Annotated in this window: 14 protein-coding genes; 6 read left to right on the top strand and 8 right to left on the bottom strand. The window is 70.6% G+C overall.

Going from position 1 to position 15,354, the window contains the following annotated elements; translation table 11 throughout:
- Positions 1 to 137 precede the first annotated feature (137 nt).
- Positions 138 to 1,436, top strand: coding sequence for a M36 family metallopeptidase (locus ACQQ2N_RS08940; protein ID WP_440225366.1), 1,299 nt, complete (start codon positions 138 to 140; stop codon positions 1,434 to 1,436).
- A 55-nt stretch (positions 1,437 to 1,491) separates the two neighbouring features.
- Here ACQQ2N_RS08940 and ACQQ2N_RS08935 read toward each other — a convergent pair whose 3' ends face one another.
- Both ACQQ2N_RS08935 and ACQQ2N_RS08930 read right to left on the bottom strand, forming a co-directional pair.
- Complete coding sequence (locus ACQQ2N_RS08935) at positions 1,492 to 2,802, bottom strand: choice-of-anchor Q domain-containing protein (RefSeq protein WP_440225365.1); 1,311 nt, start codon at positions 2,800 to 2,802, stop codon at positions 1,492 to 1,494.
- Between the two features lie 308 nt (positions 2,803 to 3,110).
- Positions 3,111 to 3,440, bottom strand: a complete 330-nt coding sequence (locus tag ACQQ2N_RS08930) for a hypothetical protein (protein ID WP_440225364.1) — start codon at positions 3,438 to 3,440, stop codon at positions 3,111 to 3,113.
- A gap of 127 nt (positions 3,441 to 3,567) precedes the next feature.
- Here ACQQ2N_RS08930 and ACQQ2N_RS08925 point away from each other — a divergent pair, with 127 nt between their 5' ends.
- Positions 3,568 to 4,965: a delta-60 repeat domain-containing protein gene (locus ACQQ2N_RS08925; RefSeq protein WP_440225363.1), complete on the top strand. Its 1,398-nt coding sequence runs from the start codon at positions 3,568 to 3,570 to the stop codon at positions 4,963 to 4,965.
- Positions 4,966 to 5,005: 40 nt separating this feature from the next.
- On the opposite strand, the gene ACQQ2N_RS08920 is transcribed toward ACQQ2N_RS08925, so the two are convergent.
- The 4 genes from ACQQ2N_RS08920 to ACQQ2N_RS08905 all read right to left on the bottom strand — a co-directional run bounded on the left by ACQQ2N_RS08920 (position 5,006) and on the right by ACQQ2N_RS08905 (position 9,784).
- On the bottom strand, positions 5,006 to 5,233 hold the full coding sequence (locus ACQQ2N_RS08920) for a hypothetical protein (RefSeq protein ID WP_440225362.1): 228 nt from the start codon (positions 5,231 to 5,233) through the stop codon (positions 5,006 to 5,008).
- A 146-nt stretch (positions 5,234 to 5,379) separates the two neighbouring features.
- Complete coding sequence (gene groL / locus ACQQ2N_RS08915) at positions 5,380 to 7,026, bottom strand: chaperonin GroEL (RefSeq protein ID WP_440225361.1); 1,647 nt, start codon at positions 7,024 to 7,026, stop codon at positions 5,380 to 5,382.
- A 117-nt stretch (positions 7,027 to 7,143) separates the two neighbouring features.
- Entirely contained in the window at positions 7,144 to 7,431 is a 288-nt protein-coding gene (groES, locus tag ACQQ2N_RS08910; protein ID WP_440225360.1) for a co-chaperone GroES, read from the bottom strand.
- Between the two features lie 169 nt (positions 7,432 to 7,600).
- Positions 7,601 to 9,784: a primosomal protein N' gene (locus ACQQ2N_RS08905; RefSeq protein WP_440225359.1), complete on the bottom strand. Its 2,184-nt coding sequence runs from the start codon at positions 9,782 to 9,784 to the stop codon at positions 7,601 to 7,603.
- Between the two features lie 468 nt (positions 9,785 to 10,252).
- Here ACQQ2N_RS08905 and ACQQ2N_RS08900 point away from each other — a divergent pair, with 468 nt between their 5' ends.
- From ACQQ2N_RS08900 to ACQQ2N_RS08890, 3 genes are read left to right on the top strand one after another with little or no spacing between them, the layout of a single operon-like run.
- Complete coding sequence (locus ACQQ2N_RS08900; protein ID WP_440225358.1) at positions 10,253 to 10,819, top strand: RNA polymerase sigma factor; 567 nt, start codon at positions 10,253 to 10,255, stop codon at positions 10,817 to 10,819.
- Positions 10,816 to 11,190, top strand: a complete 375-nt coding sequence (locus ACQQ2N_RS08895; protein ID WP_440225357.1) for a DUF3619 family protein — start codon at positions 10,816 to 10,818, stop codon at positions 11,188 to 11,190. Before ACQQ2N_RS08900 ends, ACQQ2N_RS08895 begins: the two co-directional genes overlap by 4 nt.
- A gap of 8 nt (positions 11,191 to 11,198) precedes the next feature.
- Positions 11,199 to 11,672, top strand: a complete 474-nt coding sequence (locus tag ACQQ2N_RS08890; RefSeq protein ID WP_440225356.1) for a DUF3106 domain-containing protein — start codon at positions 11,199 to 11,201, stop codon at positions 11,670 to 11,672.
- Here the strand turns inward: ACQQ2N_RS08890 and ACQQ2N_RS08885 are convergent.
- Entirely contained in the window at positions 11,653 to 12,873 is a 1,221-nt protein-coding gene (locus ACQQ2N_RS08885) for a DUF3667 domain-containing protein (RefSeq protein WP_440225355.1), read from the bottom strand. The two genes, ACQQ2N_RS08890 and ACQQ2N_RS08885, sit on opposite strands and share 20 nt — an antisense overlap.
- Positions 12,870 to 13,880, bottom strand: a complete 1,011-nt coding sequence (locus ACQQ2N_RS08880; protein ID WP_440225354.1) for an NAD-dependent epimerase/dehydratase family protein — start codon at positions 13,878 to 13,880, stop codon at positions 12,870 to 12,872. The genes ACQQ2N_RS08885 and ACQQ2N_RS08880 overlap by 4 nt, the downstream gene beginning before the upstream one ends.
- A 48-nt stretch (positions 13,881 to 13,928) precedes the next feature.
- On the opposite strand from ACQQ2N_RS08880, the gene ACQQ2N_RS08875 reads away from it, so the two are divergent.
- The gene (locus ACQQ2N_RS08875; protein WP_440225353.1) at positions 13,929 to 15,296 is read left to right on the top strand and encodes an MATE family efflux transporter; all 1,368 of its coding nucleotides are present in this window, start codon (positions 13,929 to 13,931) and stop codon (positions 15,294 to 15,296) included.
- Positions 15,297 to 15,354 lie beyond the last annotated feature (58 nt).

Raw genomic sequence — 15,354 nt, 5'->3', positions numbered from 1 at the left:
CGGCCCCGTGCGGCGGCCGGCACATGCCGGTCCGGCATCACGATCACGGCGGCCACGTACGCGGGATGCGCGATGGCCGGAAGCGCCACCGGATGACGTTCTCCCCTGCGACCCTCAGGAGGATTGCCGTGAGACGCATGCCGACCATCGACGAACCGACCTGCGCAGGCGTGCCGCGCGCCGTGATGGCGCTCGCTGCACCGGTACTCGCGTGCATCGCCGGGGCGGCCCATGCCGCAGGCTACAGGGCCTTCCCTGCCCCGGTCGAAAGCCCCAACCACGGCATCCGCGCGTGGATCGGCGATCCGCACGATCCCGTCGCCTCGCCCTTCGGCTGGCACGACACCGACGGCATCGCCGGACCCGAATACACGACCTTGCGCGGCAACAACGTTCACGTCTACGTCGATACCAATGCCGACGGCGTGCCCGACGGCCCGGGCCCCGACGGCGGCCCGGCACTGACGTTCGATGCGCCGTACGACGCCTCGTGGGCACCTTCGGCGTACCACGACGCGCTCGCGGTCAACACGTTCTACTGGACCAACCACCTCCACGACGTGTTCCTGCGCCACGGCTTCACGCCGGCACGCGGGAACATGCAGGCCAACACCTACGGCCAGGCCGGCATGGGCGGCGATCCGCTGCGCGTGGAGGTGTCGCGCGGCAGTGCGGTCAGCCAGTTCAACAACGTCAGCTACGCCTATGCGGCCGACGGCACGTCGCCCTCGTTGCGCCAGTTCGTCTGGAACACGATGACGCCGAACCGCGAGAGCAGCTTCGACGCGTCCGGCACGACCTGGGCCTACGGCGTGCTCATGTACGCACGCCTGACCTCGAACTGCATCCAGCACACCGAAACCCCGCATGTGGGATTCGCCGACACGCTGGCGCTGCTCGCCACGACCGACCTGCGCAGCGTGACCGCGACGACGCCGCGCGGACTCGGCACCTATCTCGTGAACCAGGCGCCGGGCGGCGGCGGACTCCGCGGCACGGCCTACGCCGTGGACATGACGATGAACCCGAGGAGCTACGCCTCGCGCCAGACGCTCACGCCACCGCACGCGACGGGAGCGATCGTGGCGAGCGCACTCTGGGACCTGACGCTGTACCTGGCCGACGCGCACGGAGCGCAGGGCGACCTCGGCGTCGGCGACCGTGCCGAGAGCCGCATGCTGCGCCTCCTGATCGAAGCGATGCGCACGATGCCGTGCCCGGGCGGCTTCGTCACGGCGCGCGACGCGATCCTCCTCGCCGACCAGACCCTGCATGGCGGACAGGACCGCTGCCTGGTGTGGCAGGCCTTCGCGAGGCGCGGCCTTGGCGTCGGCGCGAACGAGGGATCGCCCGCGAGCATCACGGACGGCACCGCGGCCACCGACATGCCGGTCGACTGCGTGTCGATCTTCAGGAACGGCTTCGATCCCGGCTGAGGCTGCCGGCTTCGACAACGCCCGGCCGCGTGACGCCGGACAGGCGGCGCGGCCGTCAGTCGAAAACGGACGCGAAGATCGTGTCCGCGGGCGCGCCCGCCTCGATCGCACCGATGTCGCAGGCTGCTCCGCCGGACGGTCGCACATGACGCCGCTGGTCCAGGCCCATGCCGAGCAGGCACCAGGTGGGATGCGCCGCGTCGATCACGACGCTGCTGATGGCCGGCAGGAACGCCTGCGCGAATCCGCCGACGTCGACGAGCGAACCGATTCGCAGCTGCGAGGCCGGCACGCTCGTGTCGTTGTCGGCAGCGGAAAGGCCGCAGGTGCTGCCGGTCGACTCGAGGTTGCCGACCGCCTGCAGCACACCGCCACCCGACGAGAACGCACAGGTGCCGTCAAGGATCGTGTTGAACAGGCGCACACTCGAGCCCGCTCCGTCGACGGTGAGGAGCGAGCCCGGCGTCGCGGCGGTCAACGATGTGGCGCGTCGCATGGTCGCGTGGGTGATCCACGCGATCGCGGGAGCCGCCGCCGTCGAACGCACGCCGACGACATGGCCGATGCCGCCGGACACGCCGCTGCGGAACGTGTTGTCGGCGAAGGTCACGTTGGTCATCGCGAGGTTGCCACCCGGCAGGACGCCGATCACTGCGCCGTCGACGTCACCGCCTCCGCCGCCGCGGTGGCCCGCGAACAGCACGCGGTTGAAGCGCCAGGCGACGGTGTCGTCCACGCGCAGCACGGCAGGCTGCTGGAGGTGCGCGCTGTCGACGACGTGGTTGCGGAACTCGCTGTCGTCGAACGTCACCATGCCCCCGCCGCTGCCGGTCATCGGCCCCGTGTTGGCCGAGAAGCGCGTGCGCGTGAAGCGCGCATCCACGGCATTCGACACGCCGATCACTTCGAGCGGCTTGCCGTAGCCGGTCACGACGCTGTCACGCACGCGCGCACGGATGCCGCCGATCAGCGTCAATGCCGTGGCCGGCGCCGCGCCCTCGAGCCGTACACGATCGACCTCGAGCGTGCCGGTGTCGCCGACCACGCCGAGCGCGGCCAGCACGCTGTCACGCGCGCGCACGTCCACATGGGCGCCACTGCCCGCCACCGCGCTCGCGATGCGCGAGTCCTCGAGGGTGACCGACACGCTGCCATCCTCGTCGCCGATGCCGACGAAGTTCGACGCCGACGGCATCGTCACGTTGCGCAGCGTGAGCGCACCTGCGGTGAGTTGCACGGCGTCGGACGCCGTCGTGAGGCGCAGGTCCTGCAGCACGAGATCGGGCGCGGCACTGCCTTCGAAGCGACTCGCCGCGGTGCTCGTGACGATGTGCGTCGCGTCGGGACCTGCGCCGGCGATCGTCACGCCGCCGACCGTGACGAGCGCGCCGCGCGTGACGTTGTAGACGCCGGCGGCAAGCGTGATCGTGTCGGCCGATGGCGTCGCCTGCGCAGCGAGCAGTCACCCACGGCACAAGCACCGGGGACCGGATCATCGCCGCGCGTGACCACGAAGGTCGCCGCGTGCGCGGGCATGACGAAGGCAAGGCCGAGCGGCAGGATGGTGCGGAGCGTCGTGTGCATGGCGTGTCCCTGTTCGCCACGTCCACGCAGGACGGTCCGCGCGCGGGCCACGCGGGGAAAAGACGCCCGTCCATGTCCTTGTCTCCCGCGTCAGCGCGCGGCGAGGAGCACCCAGGCGATCACGGCGACGCCGATCAAGCTGATCGAGACCGTCACGCCCCACCAGATGCGCGCGCGCCGCCGCAACCGTCGGACAAGCTCGGCGTGGACGACGCGCGCCGCCTCGATCATCGGCGCGGCACGCTGCTCGGCCGCGGCGCGGCGCGCGGCCGGATCGTGCTTCGAAGGTTCGTCCTCGTAGCATGCGAAAACCGCGGCATGCAGCTCGGCGTAGCGTGCACCGAGCGCGCGCGTCGACAGGCGCGACAGACGGTCGGCCGAGACATCGAGATCGGGCTTCGCTGCTGCGTTCCTGCGCACGGATCCTGCCTGTCGCGGGGCGAACCCGCTCGATGGAGCCGCATCGTCCCACATCCGTGCGGAATCATGGCCCCGCGCACGGCGGCACGACGTGGAGGGTCGTGAATCCCTCGATGACCAACCCGCCATGACGATCACGCCGAACCCGATCACCGCCGACGATGCGGCGCCACCGCGGACCCGGCGCATCCCGCATCGCATCGGCATGATGCTCGCCGCCGCCTGCCTCGCGACCGGAAGCGTCCATGCTGCGGACGGCGATCCTGACCCGACGTTCTCGGCAGACGGCATCACCACCGTCACGTTCTCGGGCGGCGGCGTCGACGACGTACGCATCGCCGCCGACGCTCGAGGCAACACCTTCGTCGGCGGCACGATCCGCCGTTCCGACGACAACATCGACTACGCGATCGCCAAGCTCAGGCCCGACGGCACGCCCGATCCGGGCTTCGGCTTCCAGGGCCTGCGCACGATCGGCGTCGACGCCGTGCCGCTCGGCCACGACAAGCTCCACGGCATCGTTCCGCAGGCGGACGGCAAGGTGCTTCTGCTTGGATACGCGGAAGTCGCCGACGAGATCGTCGCCGCGTCGCCGCCTGCGATCGTGCGGCTCACCGCCGCCGGCAACGCGGATCCGACGTTCGGCGAGGAGGGGCGCATCGTCGTCGACGGCAGTCCGTGGCCGAACGGAAGGCTCTACCTGTCCGCCGCGATCGCGCAGCGCGACGGCAAGCTGCTGTTCGGCGGCTACTGCCTGAACTGTCCGGGCACCTACCGCGTGTTCGTGCTGCGCATGACCGCCGCTGGCGCGGTCGACACGACGTTCGGGTCCGGCGGCTGGACCTCGATCCCGGTCACCGGCCAGCCACGTATCGAGGCGATGAAGCTGGATCACCAGGGCCGCATCGTGCTGGCCGGCGTGGATTCGGGAAGTTCGCCGCGACCCGTCGTCGTGCGCGTCCTGCCCAACGGCAACGCCGACACGTCGTTCGGCACGGGAGGCGTGGTGACCCTGCTCGACCTGCCGAGCGCCAACGAGGGTGGCTGGGCGGCGCGCGCGGTCGCGCCCGACACGGACGGCTCCCTCGTGCTCGCCGTCGGCAACTGGGAGGCGGGATCACCGAACCGCGGCGCGCTCGTGCGTCTCGGCGCAAACGGCGTGCGCGACATGACGTACGCCGGCACGGGTCTGCGCAACCTCACGCGCGAGGAAGGCACGCGCCTGCTCGCGCTCGAGCTGCGCAGCGACGGACGTGTGATCGCGGCCGGCTGGATCGATCCGAACGGCACGAATGGGCAGGACTTCTTCTTCGCACGCGTGATGCGCGACGGTGCACTCGATACCTCGTTCGATGCCAACGGCGTCGTGCGCGTGCAGGTCACGGCGCCCGGCCAGGACGGTGTCGAGGCGATGATGCTGGTCGCCGGCAAGCCCGTCGCCGCCGGCTACGCCTATACGCCGGGGCGGAACATCGGTGTCGTGCGCATGCAGTCGGACCTCGTGTTCGCCGACGGGCTCGAGTGACGGTGTTCCACGAGGTCGACCGCAGGCATGCGCGCCGCGCTCAGCGCCCGGGCGGCGGCGCGATGCGGTACGCCGGCGGCGTCGCACCCATGAGGTGCTGGACGAAGTAGTCCCACAGGCGCCGCGTGAAGTAGGCGTCGTTGCGGAACAGCTCGTTGTCCTGGTTGGCGAGGTAGAGCAGGTCGACGTCCTTGTTGGCCTTCGTGAACGCCGATACGAGATGCAGCGTCGGCGCCGGCATCGCGTTCTCGTCGAGGATGCCTTGCACAAGGCAGCCTTCATCTTGGCTACTGCCGGGCACGTCAACGCGTCGACCGCTGGCCGCATGCACCACGCTCCGGCCCGCCACCGCGCCATAAAAAGAAAGGCCTGCTTTCGCAGGCCTTTCTCGAAACACGACGCTGGAAAGCAGGATCAGAAATCCATGCCGCCCATGCCACCCATGCCGCCGCCGGCCGGGCCGTGGCTGTGGGCTTCTTCCTTCTTCGGCGCTTCGGCGACCATGGCTTCCGTCGTGATGACGAGGCCGGCGATCGACGCGGCGTTCTGCAGCGCGGTGCGCGTAACCTTGGTCGGGTCCAGGATGCCGAGCTCGACCATGTCGCCGTACTCGCCCGTCGCGGCGTTGTAGCCGAAGTTGCCCTTGCCGTCGGCGACCTTGTTGAGGATCACGGACGCTTCTTCACCGGCGTTCGTGACGATCTCGCGCAGCGGCGCTTCCATCGAGCGCTTGGCGATCTGGATGCCGTGGTTCTGGTCTTCGTTGTCGCCCTTGAGCTTGCCGATGTTCGACAGCGCACGGATCAGCGCGACGCCGCCGCCCGGGACCACGCCTTCCTCGACCGCCGCACGCGTGGCGTGCAGGGCGTCTTCGACGCGCGCCTTCTTTTCCTTCATCTCGACTTCCGTCGCCGCGCCGACCTTGATGACGGCCACGCCGCCGGCCAGCTTGGCCACGCGCTCCTGCAGCTTCTCGCGGTCGTAGTCCGAGGAGGTCTCCTCGATCTGCGCCTTGATCTGCTTGATGCGCGACTGGATGTTGGCGGCCTCGCCGGCGCCGTCGATGATCGTCGTGTTCTCCTTGGAGATGACGACCTTCTTCGCGCGGCCGAGGTCCTTCAGCGTCGCCTTCTCGAGCTGCAGGCCGACTTCCTCGGAGATGACCTGGCCACCCGTCAGGATCGCCATGTCCTCGAGCATCGCCTTGCGGCGGTCACCGAAGCCCGGCGCCTTGACGGCGGCGACCTTGACGATGCCGCGGATCGTGTTGACGACGAGCGTGGCGAGCGCCTCGCCCTCGACTTCCTCGGCGACGATCAGCAGCGGCTTGCCCGCCTTGGCGACGCCCTCGAGCACCGGCAGCAGCTCACGCACGTTCGAGATCTTCTTGTCGTACAGGAGGATGTACGGGTCTTCCAGCTCGACCTGCTGGCTCTGCTGGTTGTTGATGAAGTACGGCGACAGGTAGCCGCGGTCGAACTGCATGCCCTCGACGACGTCGAGCTCGTTGTCCAGGCCCGAGCCTTCCTCGACCGTGATGACGCCTTCCTTGCCGACCTTGTCCATCGCCTCGGCGATGAGCTTGCCGATCAGCTCGTCGCCGTTCGCCGAGATCGTGCCGACCTGCGCGATCGACTTCGAATCGGCCGACGGCTTGGAGAGCTTCTTGAGCTCCTCGACGGCCGCGATGACGGCCTTGTCGATGCCGCGCTTGAGGTCCATCGGGTTCATGCCCGCGGCGACGGCCTTGAGGCCTTCGCGGATCAGCGCCTGCGCGAGCACGGTCGCGGTCGTGGTGCCGTCACCGGCGACGTCGGAGGTCTTGGAAGCGACTTCCTTGACCATCTGCGCGCCCATGTTCTCGAACTTGTCGGCGAGTTCGATCTCCTTGGCGACGGACACGCCGTCCTTGGTGATCGTCGGCGCGCCGAAGCTCTTCTCGAGCACGACGTTGCGGCCCTTCGGGCCGAGCGTGGCCTTGACCGCGTTGGCCAGGGTGTTGACGCCGCGCAGGATGCGCGCGCGCGCGTCTTCGGAGAAACGGATGTCTTTGGCTGCCATGTGTGGAGCTCCAGGATGTGATGCGGGAATGGGGTGGCGGATCGGTGCGTCACGCTGTCGACGTGGCGGACCGGAGCGCGTGGCTTCGACGGTCCGCGCGTCGGCGCGGGGGTCGCTTTACTCGATGACGGCGACGAGGTCTTCTTCGCGCATGACGAGCAGCTCGTCACCATCGACCTTGACCTCGGTGCCCGAGTACTTGCCGAACAGGACCTTGTCGCCGACCTTGACGGCGAGCGGGCGGACCTTGCCGTCCTCGAGGATCTTGCCGGTGCCGACGGCCACGACTTCGCCCTTGATCGGCTTCTCGGCCGCGGCGTCGGGGATGACGATGCCACCGGCCGACTTGGTCTCGGCCTCGAGGCGCTTGATGATCACGCGGTCGTGCAACGGGCGAAGTGCCATGATGATGCTTCCTTCAACAGGTTGATGGGGAACGGATTCTTCCGAGCTGCTAGCACTCGGGCCATGTGAGTGCCAATTCTAGCCGCGCATGATGACACGCGGAAGAGGCCTCGGGCGTGACCCGACAAGTGGGGGGCGCTCCCCGGGGTTCAAGGCCCGCGGTACCGCTTCAGCCCATCTCGACCGGATCGACGTCGATCGACCAGCGTACGCGGCGCGCACCGGGCAGCGCGCGCACCGCGTCGAGCCACGCGGGCAGGACACGCTGCATCGCGCTGCGGTTCGACGCCTCGACCAGCACCTGCATGCGCTGGTAGCCGGCACGGCGCGGCATCGGTGCCGGCATCGGGCCGTGTGCCTGCGCCTCTTCGGCGTAAGGCGCCGCGGCGGCCACGGCCGCCTCGAGGAAGGCGCGCGCCTCGGCCAGCGACGTCGCTTCGGCGCGCAGCAGCGCGACCTGTGCGAACGGCGGCAGCGCCGCGGCGCGACGCTCCTCGAGCAGGGCGGCGGCGAGCTTCGCGTAGCCGCCCTCGAGCAGGGCGCCCAGCAGCGGGTGCTGCGGATGGTGCGTCTGCAGCAGTACCGCACCCGCGCGACGTGCGCGGCCGGCGCGACCGGCCACCTGCACGATGAGCTGGCCGAGCCGCTCGGGTGCGCGGAAGTCGACGCTGTAGAGGCCTTCGTCGACACCGACCACGACGACCAGCGCGAGCTCGGCAAGATCGTGCCCCTTGGCCAGCATCTGGGTGCCGACGAGGATGCGTGCACCGGGGGCGTGCAGCGTCTCGAACAGCGCGTCGCGACCGCTGCGGCTGCGGGTGCTGTCGCGGTCGATGCGCACGACGGGCACGTCGGGGAAACGCTCGGACAGGGTTTCCTCGAGGCGCTCGGTGCCCTGCCCCTGCGGCGCGAGCGCCGGACTCGCGCAGGCGGGACAGGCCGCGGGCATGCGCTCCTCGGCACCGCAATGGTGGCAGCGCAGGCGTGCCGCGCCGCGATGCACGGTCATCGGGCGGTCGCAGCGCGTGCACGCCGCCGTCCAGCCGCAGCCCTGGCAGAACAGTACGGGCGCGTAGCCGCGACGGTTGCGGAACACGAGCACCTGGCCGCCGTCGTCGACGCAGGCACGGATCGCCTGCAGCGTCTCGACCGCGAGGCCGTTGTCGACGCGCTTGCGCCGCACGTCGAGCACCTTGAGCGACGGCGGCTGTGCGCCGCCCGCACGCTGCGACAGGCGCAGGCGCGTGTAGCGTCCCGCCTCGACGTTGGCGAGGCTCTCGAGCGACGGCGTCGCCGAACCGAGCACCACGGGCACGCCGAGCGCGCGGGCGCGCACGACGGCGAGGTCGCGCGCGTGATAGCGGAAACCGTCCTGCTGCTTGTACGAGGCGTCGTGCTCCTCATCGACGATGACGAGGCCCGCCGCGGGCAGCGGCGTGAACACCGCCGAGCGCGTGCCGAGCACGACCTTCGCCTCGCCGCGCGCGGCCGTGGCCCAGGCCTTGGCGCGTTCGGCGTCGCCGAGCCCCGAGTGCAGGATCGCGACGTCGATGCCGAGGCGCTCGCGGAAGCGCTGCATCGTCTGCGGCGTCAGCGCGATCTCGGGCACGAGCACGAGCGCCTGGCGGCCACGTGCGATCGTGGCCGCGATCGCGCCGAGGTAGACCTCGGTCTTGCCGCTGCCGGTGACGCCTTCGAGCAGGAACGGCGCGAACGTGCCCGCCGCGGCCTCGATCGCGGCGACCGCGGCGGCCTGCTCGTCGTGCAGGGGCGGACCGGGTCGCGTCGGCGCACGCACCTCGGCGCGCGGCAGCACGCAGGCGGCCAGCCAGCCGCGGCTGCGCAAGGTACGCGCCGCGCTGCGCCAGCCCGGCAGATCGTCGTCGAGCAGCGCGTTCGCGACCGGCCCCGCGGCGAGGCGCTCGAGCAGGTGGTCGATGTGGGTGCCACGCTTCCGCGGTGCGTCGAGTCCCACCTGTCCATCGGGCGTCAGTGCGAGACCGGGTTCGCCGGTATCGGGCAGCTCGCGCGCGGTGCGCAGCAGCGACGGCCAGGCCGCATCGAACACCTCGCCGACCGGGTGCTGGTAGTAGCGCGCGGCCCAGTGCAGCGTCGCGACGAGCTCGTCGGTGAGCCAGGGCGTGTCGTCGAGCACGCGCAGCACCGGCTTGATCGCCGACAGGTCCATGCCGCCGCCGTCACCGGGGCCGACCACGACGCCGACCAGCTCGCGCTTTCCGAACGGCACGAGCACGCGGCATCCGGGCGCCGGCGGAACGGCCGCGTCGGCGAGGGCGTAGTCGAACAGGCGGGGCAGCGGCACGGGGACCGCGACGCGGATCAGGGCGGTCATCGCAGCGAGTCGGGAGCGCGGCCCGCAGTGTACGCCGGCGCGCCATGTGACAGCCGGTCGACTTGCGTCACGTTTCTAACCCTGGGGTGAGGAAAACACCCCAAGTGACTGCCACCCGGGAAGATTTGGCTTTATCCACAGAAGCTGTGGATAAGTTTGTGGATCACGCATCGGCATCGGCATCCGCAACGCCTGCAAAAGCCCGTTCTGTCACGTTGGTGAAACTTTGACCACCCGGAAAAGACTTTCATTTTCAATGACCTGCAAACCCGCTTAAGGCACGGTTCAAACAGGCGGCAGCATACGGAGCCGTCTGGTGCGGCGACGCCGTAGCTGTGCACAAACCGCTTGACAGGGCGTACCCGGGATGCCATCGAGGCCCTGCGTCAACCGTTCGCCCACGAGCGCGTTGTGGTGCCCATGACCCCGCGAGCGCCCGCCCTAGCCCTGATGGACCCTGCGCCGACGATGACGTCGTCCCTCGAACCCGCGACATCCTCGACGGAGGCCGCGCTGGACCGCTTCCTGCGTGACGTCGAACGGCGCGCGCTGCGCATCGCCGAGCTCGGCTGCGGCAGCCGCGATGTCGCGCTGGACATCGTCCAGGACGCGATGTTCGGCTTCGTGCGCAGCTACGCCACCAAACCTGCGGCGGACTGGGCGCCCCTGTTCCACCGCGTGCTCGACAGCCGCATCACCGACTGGCAGCGCCGCCAGCGCGTGCGTGGGCGCTGGTTCACGCGGCTAGGTTTCGGCGGTGCGGACGACGACGAGGCCGACCTGCTCGCCGCCGTGCCGGATCCGGCCGAACCGGGACCGGGCGGCCGCGCCTCGGACGATGAGGCCACGCGCGCGCTCGACGCCGCGTTGCGCGCGCTGCCTGCGCGCCAGCGCCAGGCGTTCCTGCTGCGCCTGTGGGAAGGCCTCGACGTCGCCGCGACCGCCCGGGCGATGCGCTGCAGCGAGGGCAGCGTCAAGACCCATCTTTCACGCGCGCTGGCCACGTTGCGCCAGCGCCTCGGAGCGTTCCAATGAGCGACCACGACGATTTCACGCGCGCCGTCACGCGACGGCTCGATGCCTCGGTCGGCGGCCTCGATGCGGGCACGCGCTCGCGTCTCGCCCAGGCCCGCCACGCCGCACTCGCCTCGCGACGTCGACCCGCGCGGACCTGGCTGTGGGGCGGGCTTGCCGCGACGATGGCCGGCGGCTTCGCGATCGCGTTCGCGCTCGGCCTGCACCTGCGCGTCGCGCCGCCGGCGCCTGCACCATCGACCGAACTCGCCGCGACCCTCGACGACGACTTCGCCGAGGACGCGCGCGCCGACCTCTACACCGATCTCGACTTCTACGCCTGGCTCAGCGATCAGGACGCGGTCGCGTCGAATCCGGCAGGACACTTGTGAGGCCCGTCATGACCACGTTCCGTCACCTGCTCGCCGCGTTCGCGCTGGCCGCGGCATCCGCCGTGCTGCCGCCGCCGCAGGCCTTCGCGCAGCCGGTCCCGCCCGCCGGCGAGGGGCGCCTCGCGCGTGCGACGCCGTGGGCGAGCCTCGACGCCGACCAGCAGACCCTGCTCGCACCGCTGGCCTCGCAATGGAACGACCTCGGCCCGCTGCAGCAGCGCCGCTTCGCACGCGCCGCCGCGCGCCACGCGACGTCACCGGCCGAGGATCGCGAACGCTTCGGCGCGCGCCTCGCGCGCTGGGCGCAGATGACGCCGGCCGAGCGTGCCCAGGCACGCGAGCGCCTGCGCGAGTTCCGCGACCTGCCGCCCGAGAAGCAGCAACGCCTCATCGAGGCCTATGACCGCTACCGCAACCTGCCGCCGCAGCAGCGCGAGGCGCTGCGCGAGCGCTACCGCGAGCTCAGGTCACAGCGAGACTGATGATCGCCGCGAACGTGATCGCGATGCTGAGCATGATCGTGTAGCAGACGCCGACCCAGACGTACTTCACCGTCGTGAAGAACCAGCCTTGGCGGTAGACGCGCTTCTGCGTGATGAACAGCGACACGAAGAGCCAGATCCATGCCGCCGCCGAGAGGATCCCCGTGACGCCCGCAGTGACGCTGCCGGGCCCCGCCCACGAGCCGATCCACGCGAGGACAAGCAGCACGAGCAGCGACAGGAAGATGAAGGCGTGGCTGTGCAGCGCGACGAGCAGGTGCTCCATGTAGAGCCTGCGCTTGAACAGGTAGGTGAGCTTAAGCAGCACCGCGAACAACGGCATCATCACGAACAGGGTCTGCGGCAGCAGGCTCATGAAGCCCGCGAGCAGGCGCGACGGCTGCTTCATGCCCGCTCGCAGGTTCTCCTTGGTCCGGCCGATGGCCTCGTTGAGCTTGGCGTTGAGCGCATCGGGCAGCCAGCCCACCACGAGAGGGTTGGTCTCCGCGTCCCAGGGCTTGCCGTTCACGTCGAACATCGTGATGTTGTTGTGCTTCGACGGTACCGGTCCGGTCTCGCCCTTGGCCTGTGCCTCGGCGAGTTCCTTGAGGCGCTCGTCGGCACGTTCGCGCAAGGCTGCTTCCCGGCCTTCGAGCTTGGCGATCTGCGCGACGTCTCCGGCCTTCTCCTTGCGCTTGATGTTGACGAGCGCAAGGGCCTCGTCGACCTGACGCTTGACCTCTTCGGGAGTCGGCGCGGTATCGATGTCGAAGTTGCTGCCGGCCATCGCGCGGTCGGCCGCGGGCATGTCCATGCTCATCTGCATCGCGAGGAACGAGAACACGCACAGGAAGAAGAACAGCCGGAACGGCGTCACGTAACGCGCGCGCCGGCCCGCGATGTACTCCGTGGTCATGAAGCCGGGGCGGAAGTACACGTCGCGCAGCGAACGGAAGATGCGCGAATCGACGTTGAAGACGATGTCGGCGAGATCCGACGTGACCGCCGAGAGGTGGCGGATCATGCCTTTCTCGGACTGGCCGCAGGCGTAGCAGTACGGCCCCTGGATCGGCGCACCGCAGTTCGGGCAGGCGCGCGGCGGCGGCGCCTCGAAGGTCGCGTCGGGGCGTGCCGCGGGCGTGGCGATCGCGCCGCCCGAGGGCGGCGGGGGCGGCGGCGGAAGGTCGATCCCGATCGTCATGCGGCCTGCAGGTGTCCTTGGGCGCGCAGCCATGCACAGGTGTCGTCGACGAGCACCTCAAGCGGCGTGACGCGGTAGTCGAGCTCGCGCATCGCGAGCGAGGAATCCACGCGCAGGTGGTGGCAGGTCAGCGCGACCGATTGCGGCGTGACGTCGGGTTCGCGGCGCGTCACCGACGAGACCATGTCGAGCGTGCGCGCGTACATGCGCAGCAGCGAGGCCGACAGCGCACGCTGCGGCGCCTCGCGCCCGAGCACGCGCGCGATCGCCTGCACGAGCTCGAGGAACGTGGCGTGCTCGCCGCCGAGCAGGTAGCGGCTGCCCGGGATCGCGTAGCGCCACGCGTTCACGTGCGCACGCGCGACCTCGCGCACGTCGGCGAACGCGCCCGAGCCCGGTGGTGCGCCGGGCAGGCGGCCGCTGTCGACGAGCAGGAACAGGCGCGCCCAGTTGTGGGTGTCGCCGGGACCGAGGATGTGGGCCGGATTGAGCACGACGGTTTCGAGGCCATGCCCCGAACCGGCCTCGCGCACGAGGTCCTCGGCGGCCGCCTTGGTGCGCTCGTAGCTGATCCACGAGTCGCGGCCGAGCAGCGGCGAGGTCTCGTCGATGACGCCCTCCTGCCCGCCGTAGGCCGCGACCGACGAGGTGTGCACGAAACGGCGCACGCCATGACGCAGCGCAGCCTCGAGCACGGCGCGCGTGCCGTCGACGTTGGTGCGCAACTGGCGCGCGGCGTGGCCGCGCCACGGACTCGTGTCGGCGGCGAGGTGGAAGATCGCGTCGGTCGGCGTGGCCAGCGCACGGCGCAGCGCCTGGGCATCGTCGAGCGCGCCGACGATCGTCTCGACGCCGGGTCCGGCGAGGCGCGACGCCGCGTCGGGCGAGCGCACGAGCGCGACGACAGGCACGCCCGCCGCGCGCAGCTGCGCGAGCAGGTGCGCGCCGAGGAACCCGCTCGCACCGGTCAGCATGACCCGCATGTCGTCCTTCCCTCCTTCGCCCATGACGTCCGTCCGGCGCCGCTATACTCCGCGCCCGCAGGAACACCCCCGATGCCCGCCATTCTACCCACCGAACGCTCGCCGCTTGCACGCGAGCTGTCCGCCACCGCGTGGCTGGCGGCTCCGCTCGTGCTCGGCCAGCTGTCCGCGGTCGGCATGAACGTGATCGACACCGTGCTGGCCGGCCACCTCGACCGCCACACGCTCGGCGCGGTCGCGGTCGGCACGAACGTGTGGGTGCTCGCGCTCGTCGCGATCATCGGCACGATGATGGCGATGCAGCCGTCGGTCGCACAGCTGCACGGCGCCGGCCGCGACGGCGACATCGGCTCGCTGTTCCGCCAGTCGCTGTGGATCGCGCTGCCGCTGGGCATCGTCCTCGGCCTGCTCGTCGCGCTGGCCGGGCCGCTGCTCTACCCGCTGATCGGCGTCGAGCCCGAGCTGGTCGGCGACGCGACGGGCTTCCTGCATGCGGTCGCGTTCGGCGCGCCGGCGCTCGCGACGACGTTCGCGATGCGCGGCGTCAGCGAAGGCATCGGCCTGACGAAACCGACGATGTACTTCGGCCTGCTCGGCCTCGCCGTGCTCGCGCCGCTCGGCTACGTCTTCATGTACGGCCCGTTCGGCCTGCCGCGCCTCGGCGCGTTCGGCTGCGGCCTCGCGACCGCGCTCGTGCTGTGGCTGCAGTGCGCGGCGTTCGCGGTGTGGCTGCGCACGCGGCCGGCCTACCGCGGGCTGCACCTGTTCGCGCGCCTCGAACGCCCCGACCGCCACGCGATCGGCGAACTGCTGCGCGTCGGTGCGCCGATCGCGGTGACCCTGCTCATGGAGGCGGGCCTGTTCGTCGCGGTCGCGCTCGCGATAGGCCGCCTCGGCACCGCGACGATGGCCAGCCACCAGATCGCGATCAACGTGTCGTCGGTCGCGTTCATGATTCCGCTCGGCATCGCGATGGCGACCACCGTGCGCGTCGGCCACGCCGCCGGACGCGGCGACCGCGACGGCGTGCGCCTCGCCGCGCGCGCGGGCCTGATCCTCGTGTTCGCGATGCAGATCGTCTCGGCCTCGCTGCTGGCCGGCGTGCCGCACGGCATCGCCGCGCTCTATACGGGCGACGAGGCGATCATCGCGCTGGCCGCGCAGTTGCTCGTGCTCGCGGCGATCTTCCAGGTCTCCGACGGCCTGCAGGCGGCCGGCAACGGCGCGCTGCGCGGCATCAAGGACACGCGCGTGCCGATGCTCTACACGATGGTCGCGTACTGGGGCGTCGGCATGCCGGTCGGCGCGTGGCTCGCGTTCCGCGCCGGCATGGGCGCGCACGGCATGTGGATCGGCCTCATCGCCGGCCTCAGCGTGGCCGCGGTGCTGCTGAACTGGCGCTTCTGGCGCCACGCCACGGTGCGCCGCGCCGTCGCCTGACAGGGACTTCCGGCGCGTGCCCGTGCACGCGCGTTCGGCTACGCTGCACTGCAATGGC

Origin of the sequence: Dokdonella aquatica, assembly GCF_051987395.1 — a bacterium.
GTDB lineage: Bacteria > Pseudomonadota > Gammaproteobacteria > Xanthomonadales > Rhodanobacteraceae > Dokdonella.
Note: the sequence above shows the minus strand (reverse complement) of the source record. Positions and strands in the feature narration are given on the sequence as shown.

Excerpts from the sequence above, each read along its gene's own strand:
- ACQQ2N_RS08940 (WP_440225366.1), top strand. The coding sequence starts at position 138 with ATGCCGACCATCGACGAACCGACCTGCGCAGGCGTGCCGCGCGCCGTG.
- ACQQ2N_RS08925 (WP_440225363.1), top strand. The coding sequence starts at position 3,568 with ATGACGATCACGCCGAACCCGATCACCGCCGACGATGCGGCGCCACCG.
- groL (WP_440225361.1), bottom strand. The coding sequence starts at position 7,026 with ATGGCAGCCAAAGACATCCGTTTCTCCGAAGACGCGCGCGCGCGCATC.
- groES (WP_440225360.1), bottom strand. The coding sequence starts at position 7,431 with ATGGCACTTCGCCCGTTGCACGACCGCGTGATCATCAAGCGCCTCGAG.
- ACQQ2N_RS08905 (WP_440225359.1), bottom strand. The coding sequence starts at position 9,784 with ATGACCGCCCTGATCCGCGTCGCGGTCCCCGTGCCGCTGCCCCGCCTG.
- ACQQ2N_RS08900 (WP_440225358.1), top strand. The coding sequence starts at position 10,253 with ATGACGTCGTCCCTCGAACCCGCGACATCCTCGACGGAGGCCGCGCTG.
- ACQQ2N_RS08895 (WP_440225357.1), top strand. The coding sequence starts at position 10,816 with ATGAGCGACCACGACGATTTCACGCGCGCCGTCACGCGACGGCTCGAT.
- ACQQ2N_RS08890 (WP_440225356.1), top strand. The coding sequence starts at position 11,199 with ATGACCACGTTCCGTCACCTGCTCGCCGCGTTCGCGCTGGCCGCGGCA.
- ACQQ2N_RS08885 (WP_440225355.1), bottom strand. The coding sequence starts at position 12,873 with ATGACGATCGGGATCGACCTTCCGCCGCCGCCCCCGCCGCCCTCGGGC.
- ACQQ2N_RS08880 (WP_440225354.1), bottom strand. The coding sequence starts at position 13,880 with ATGGGCGAAGGAGGGAAGGACGACATGCGGGTCATGCTGACCGGTGCG.
- ACQQ2N_RS08875 (WP_440225353.1), top strand. The coding sequence starts at position 13,929 with ATGCCCGCCATTCTACCCACCGAACGCTCGCCGCTTGCACGCGAGCTG.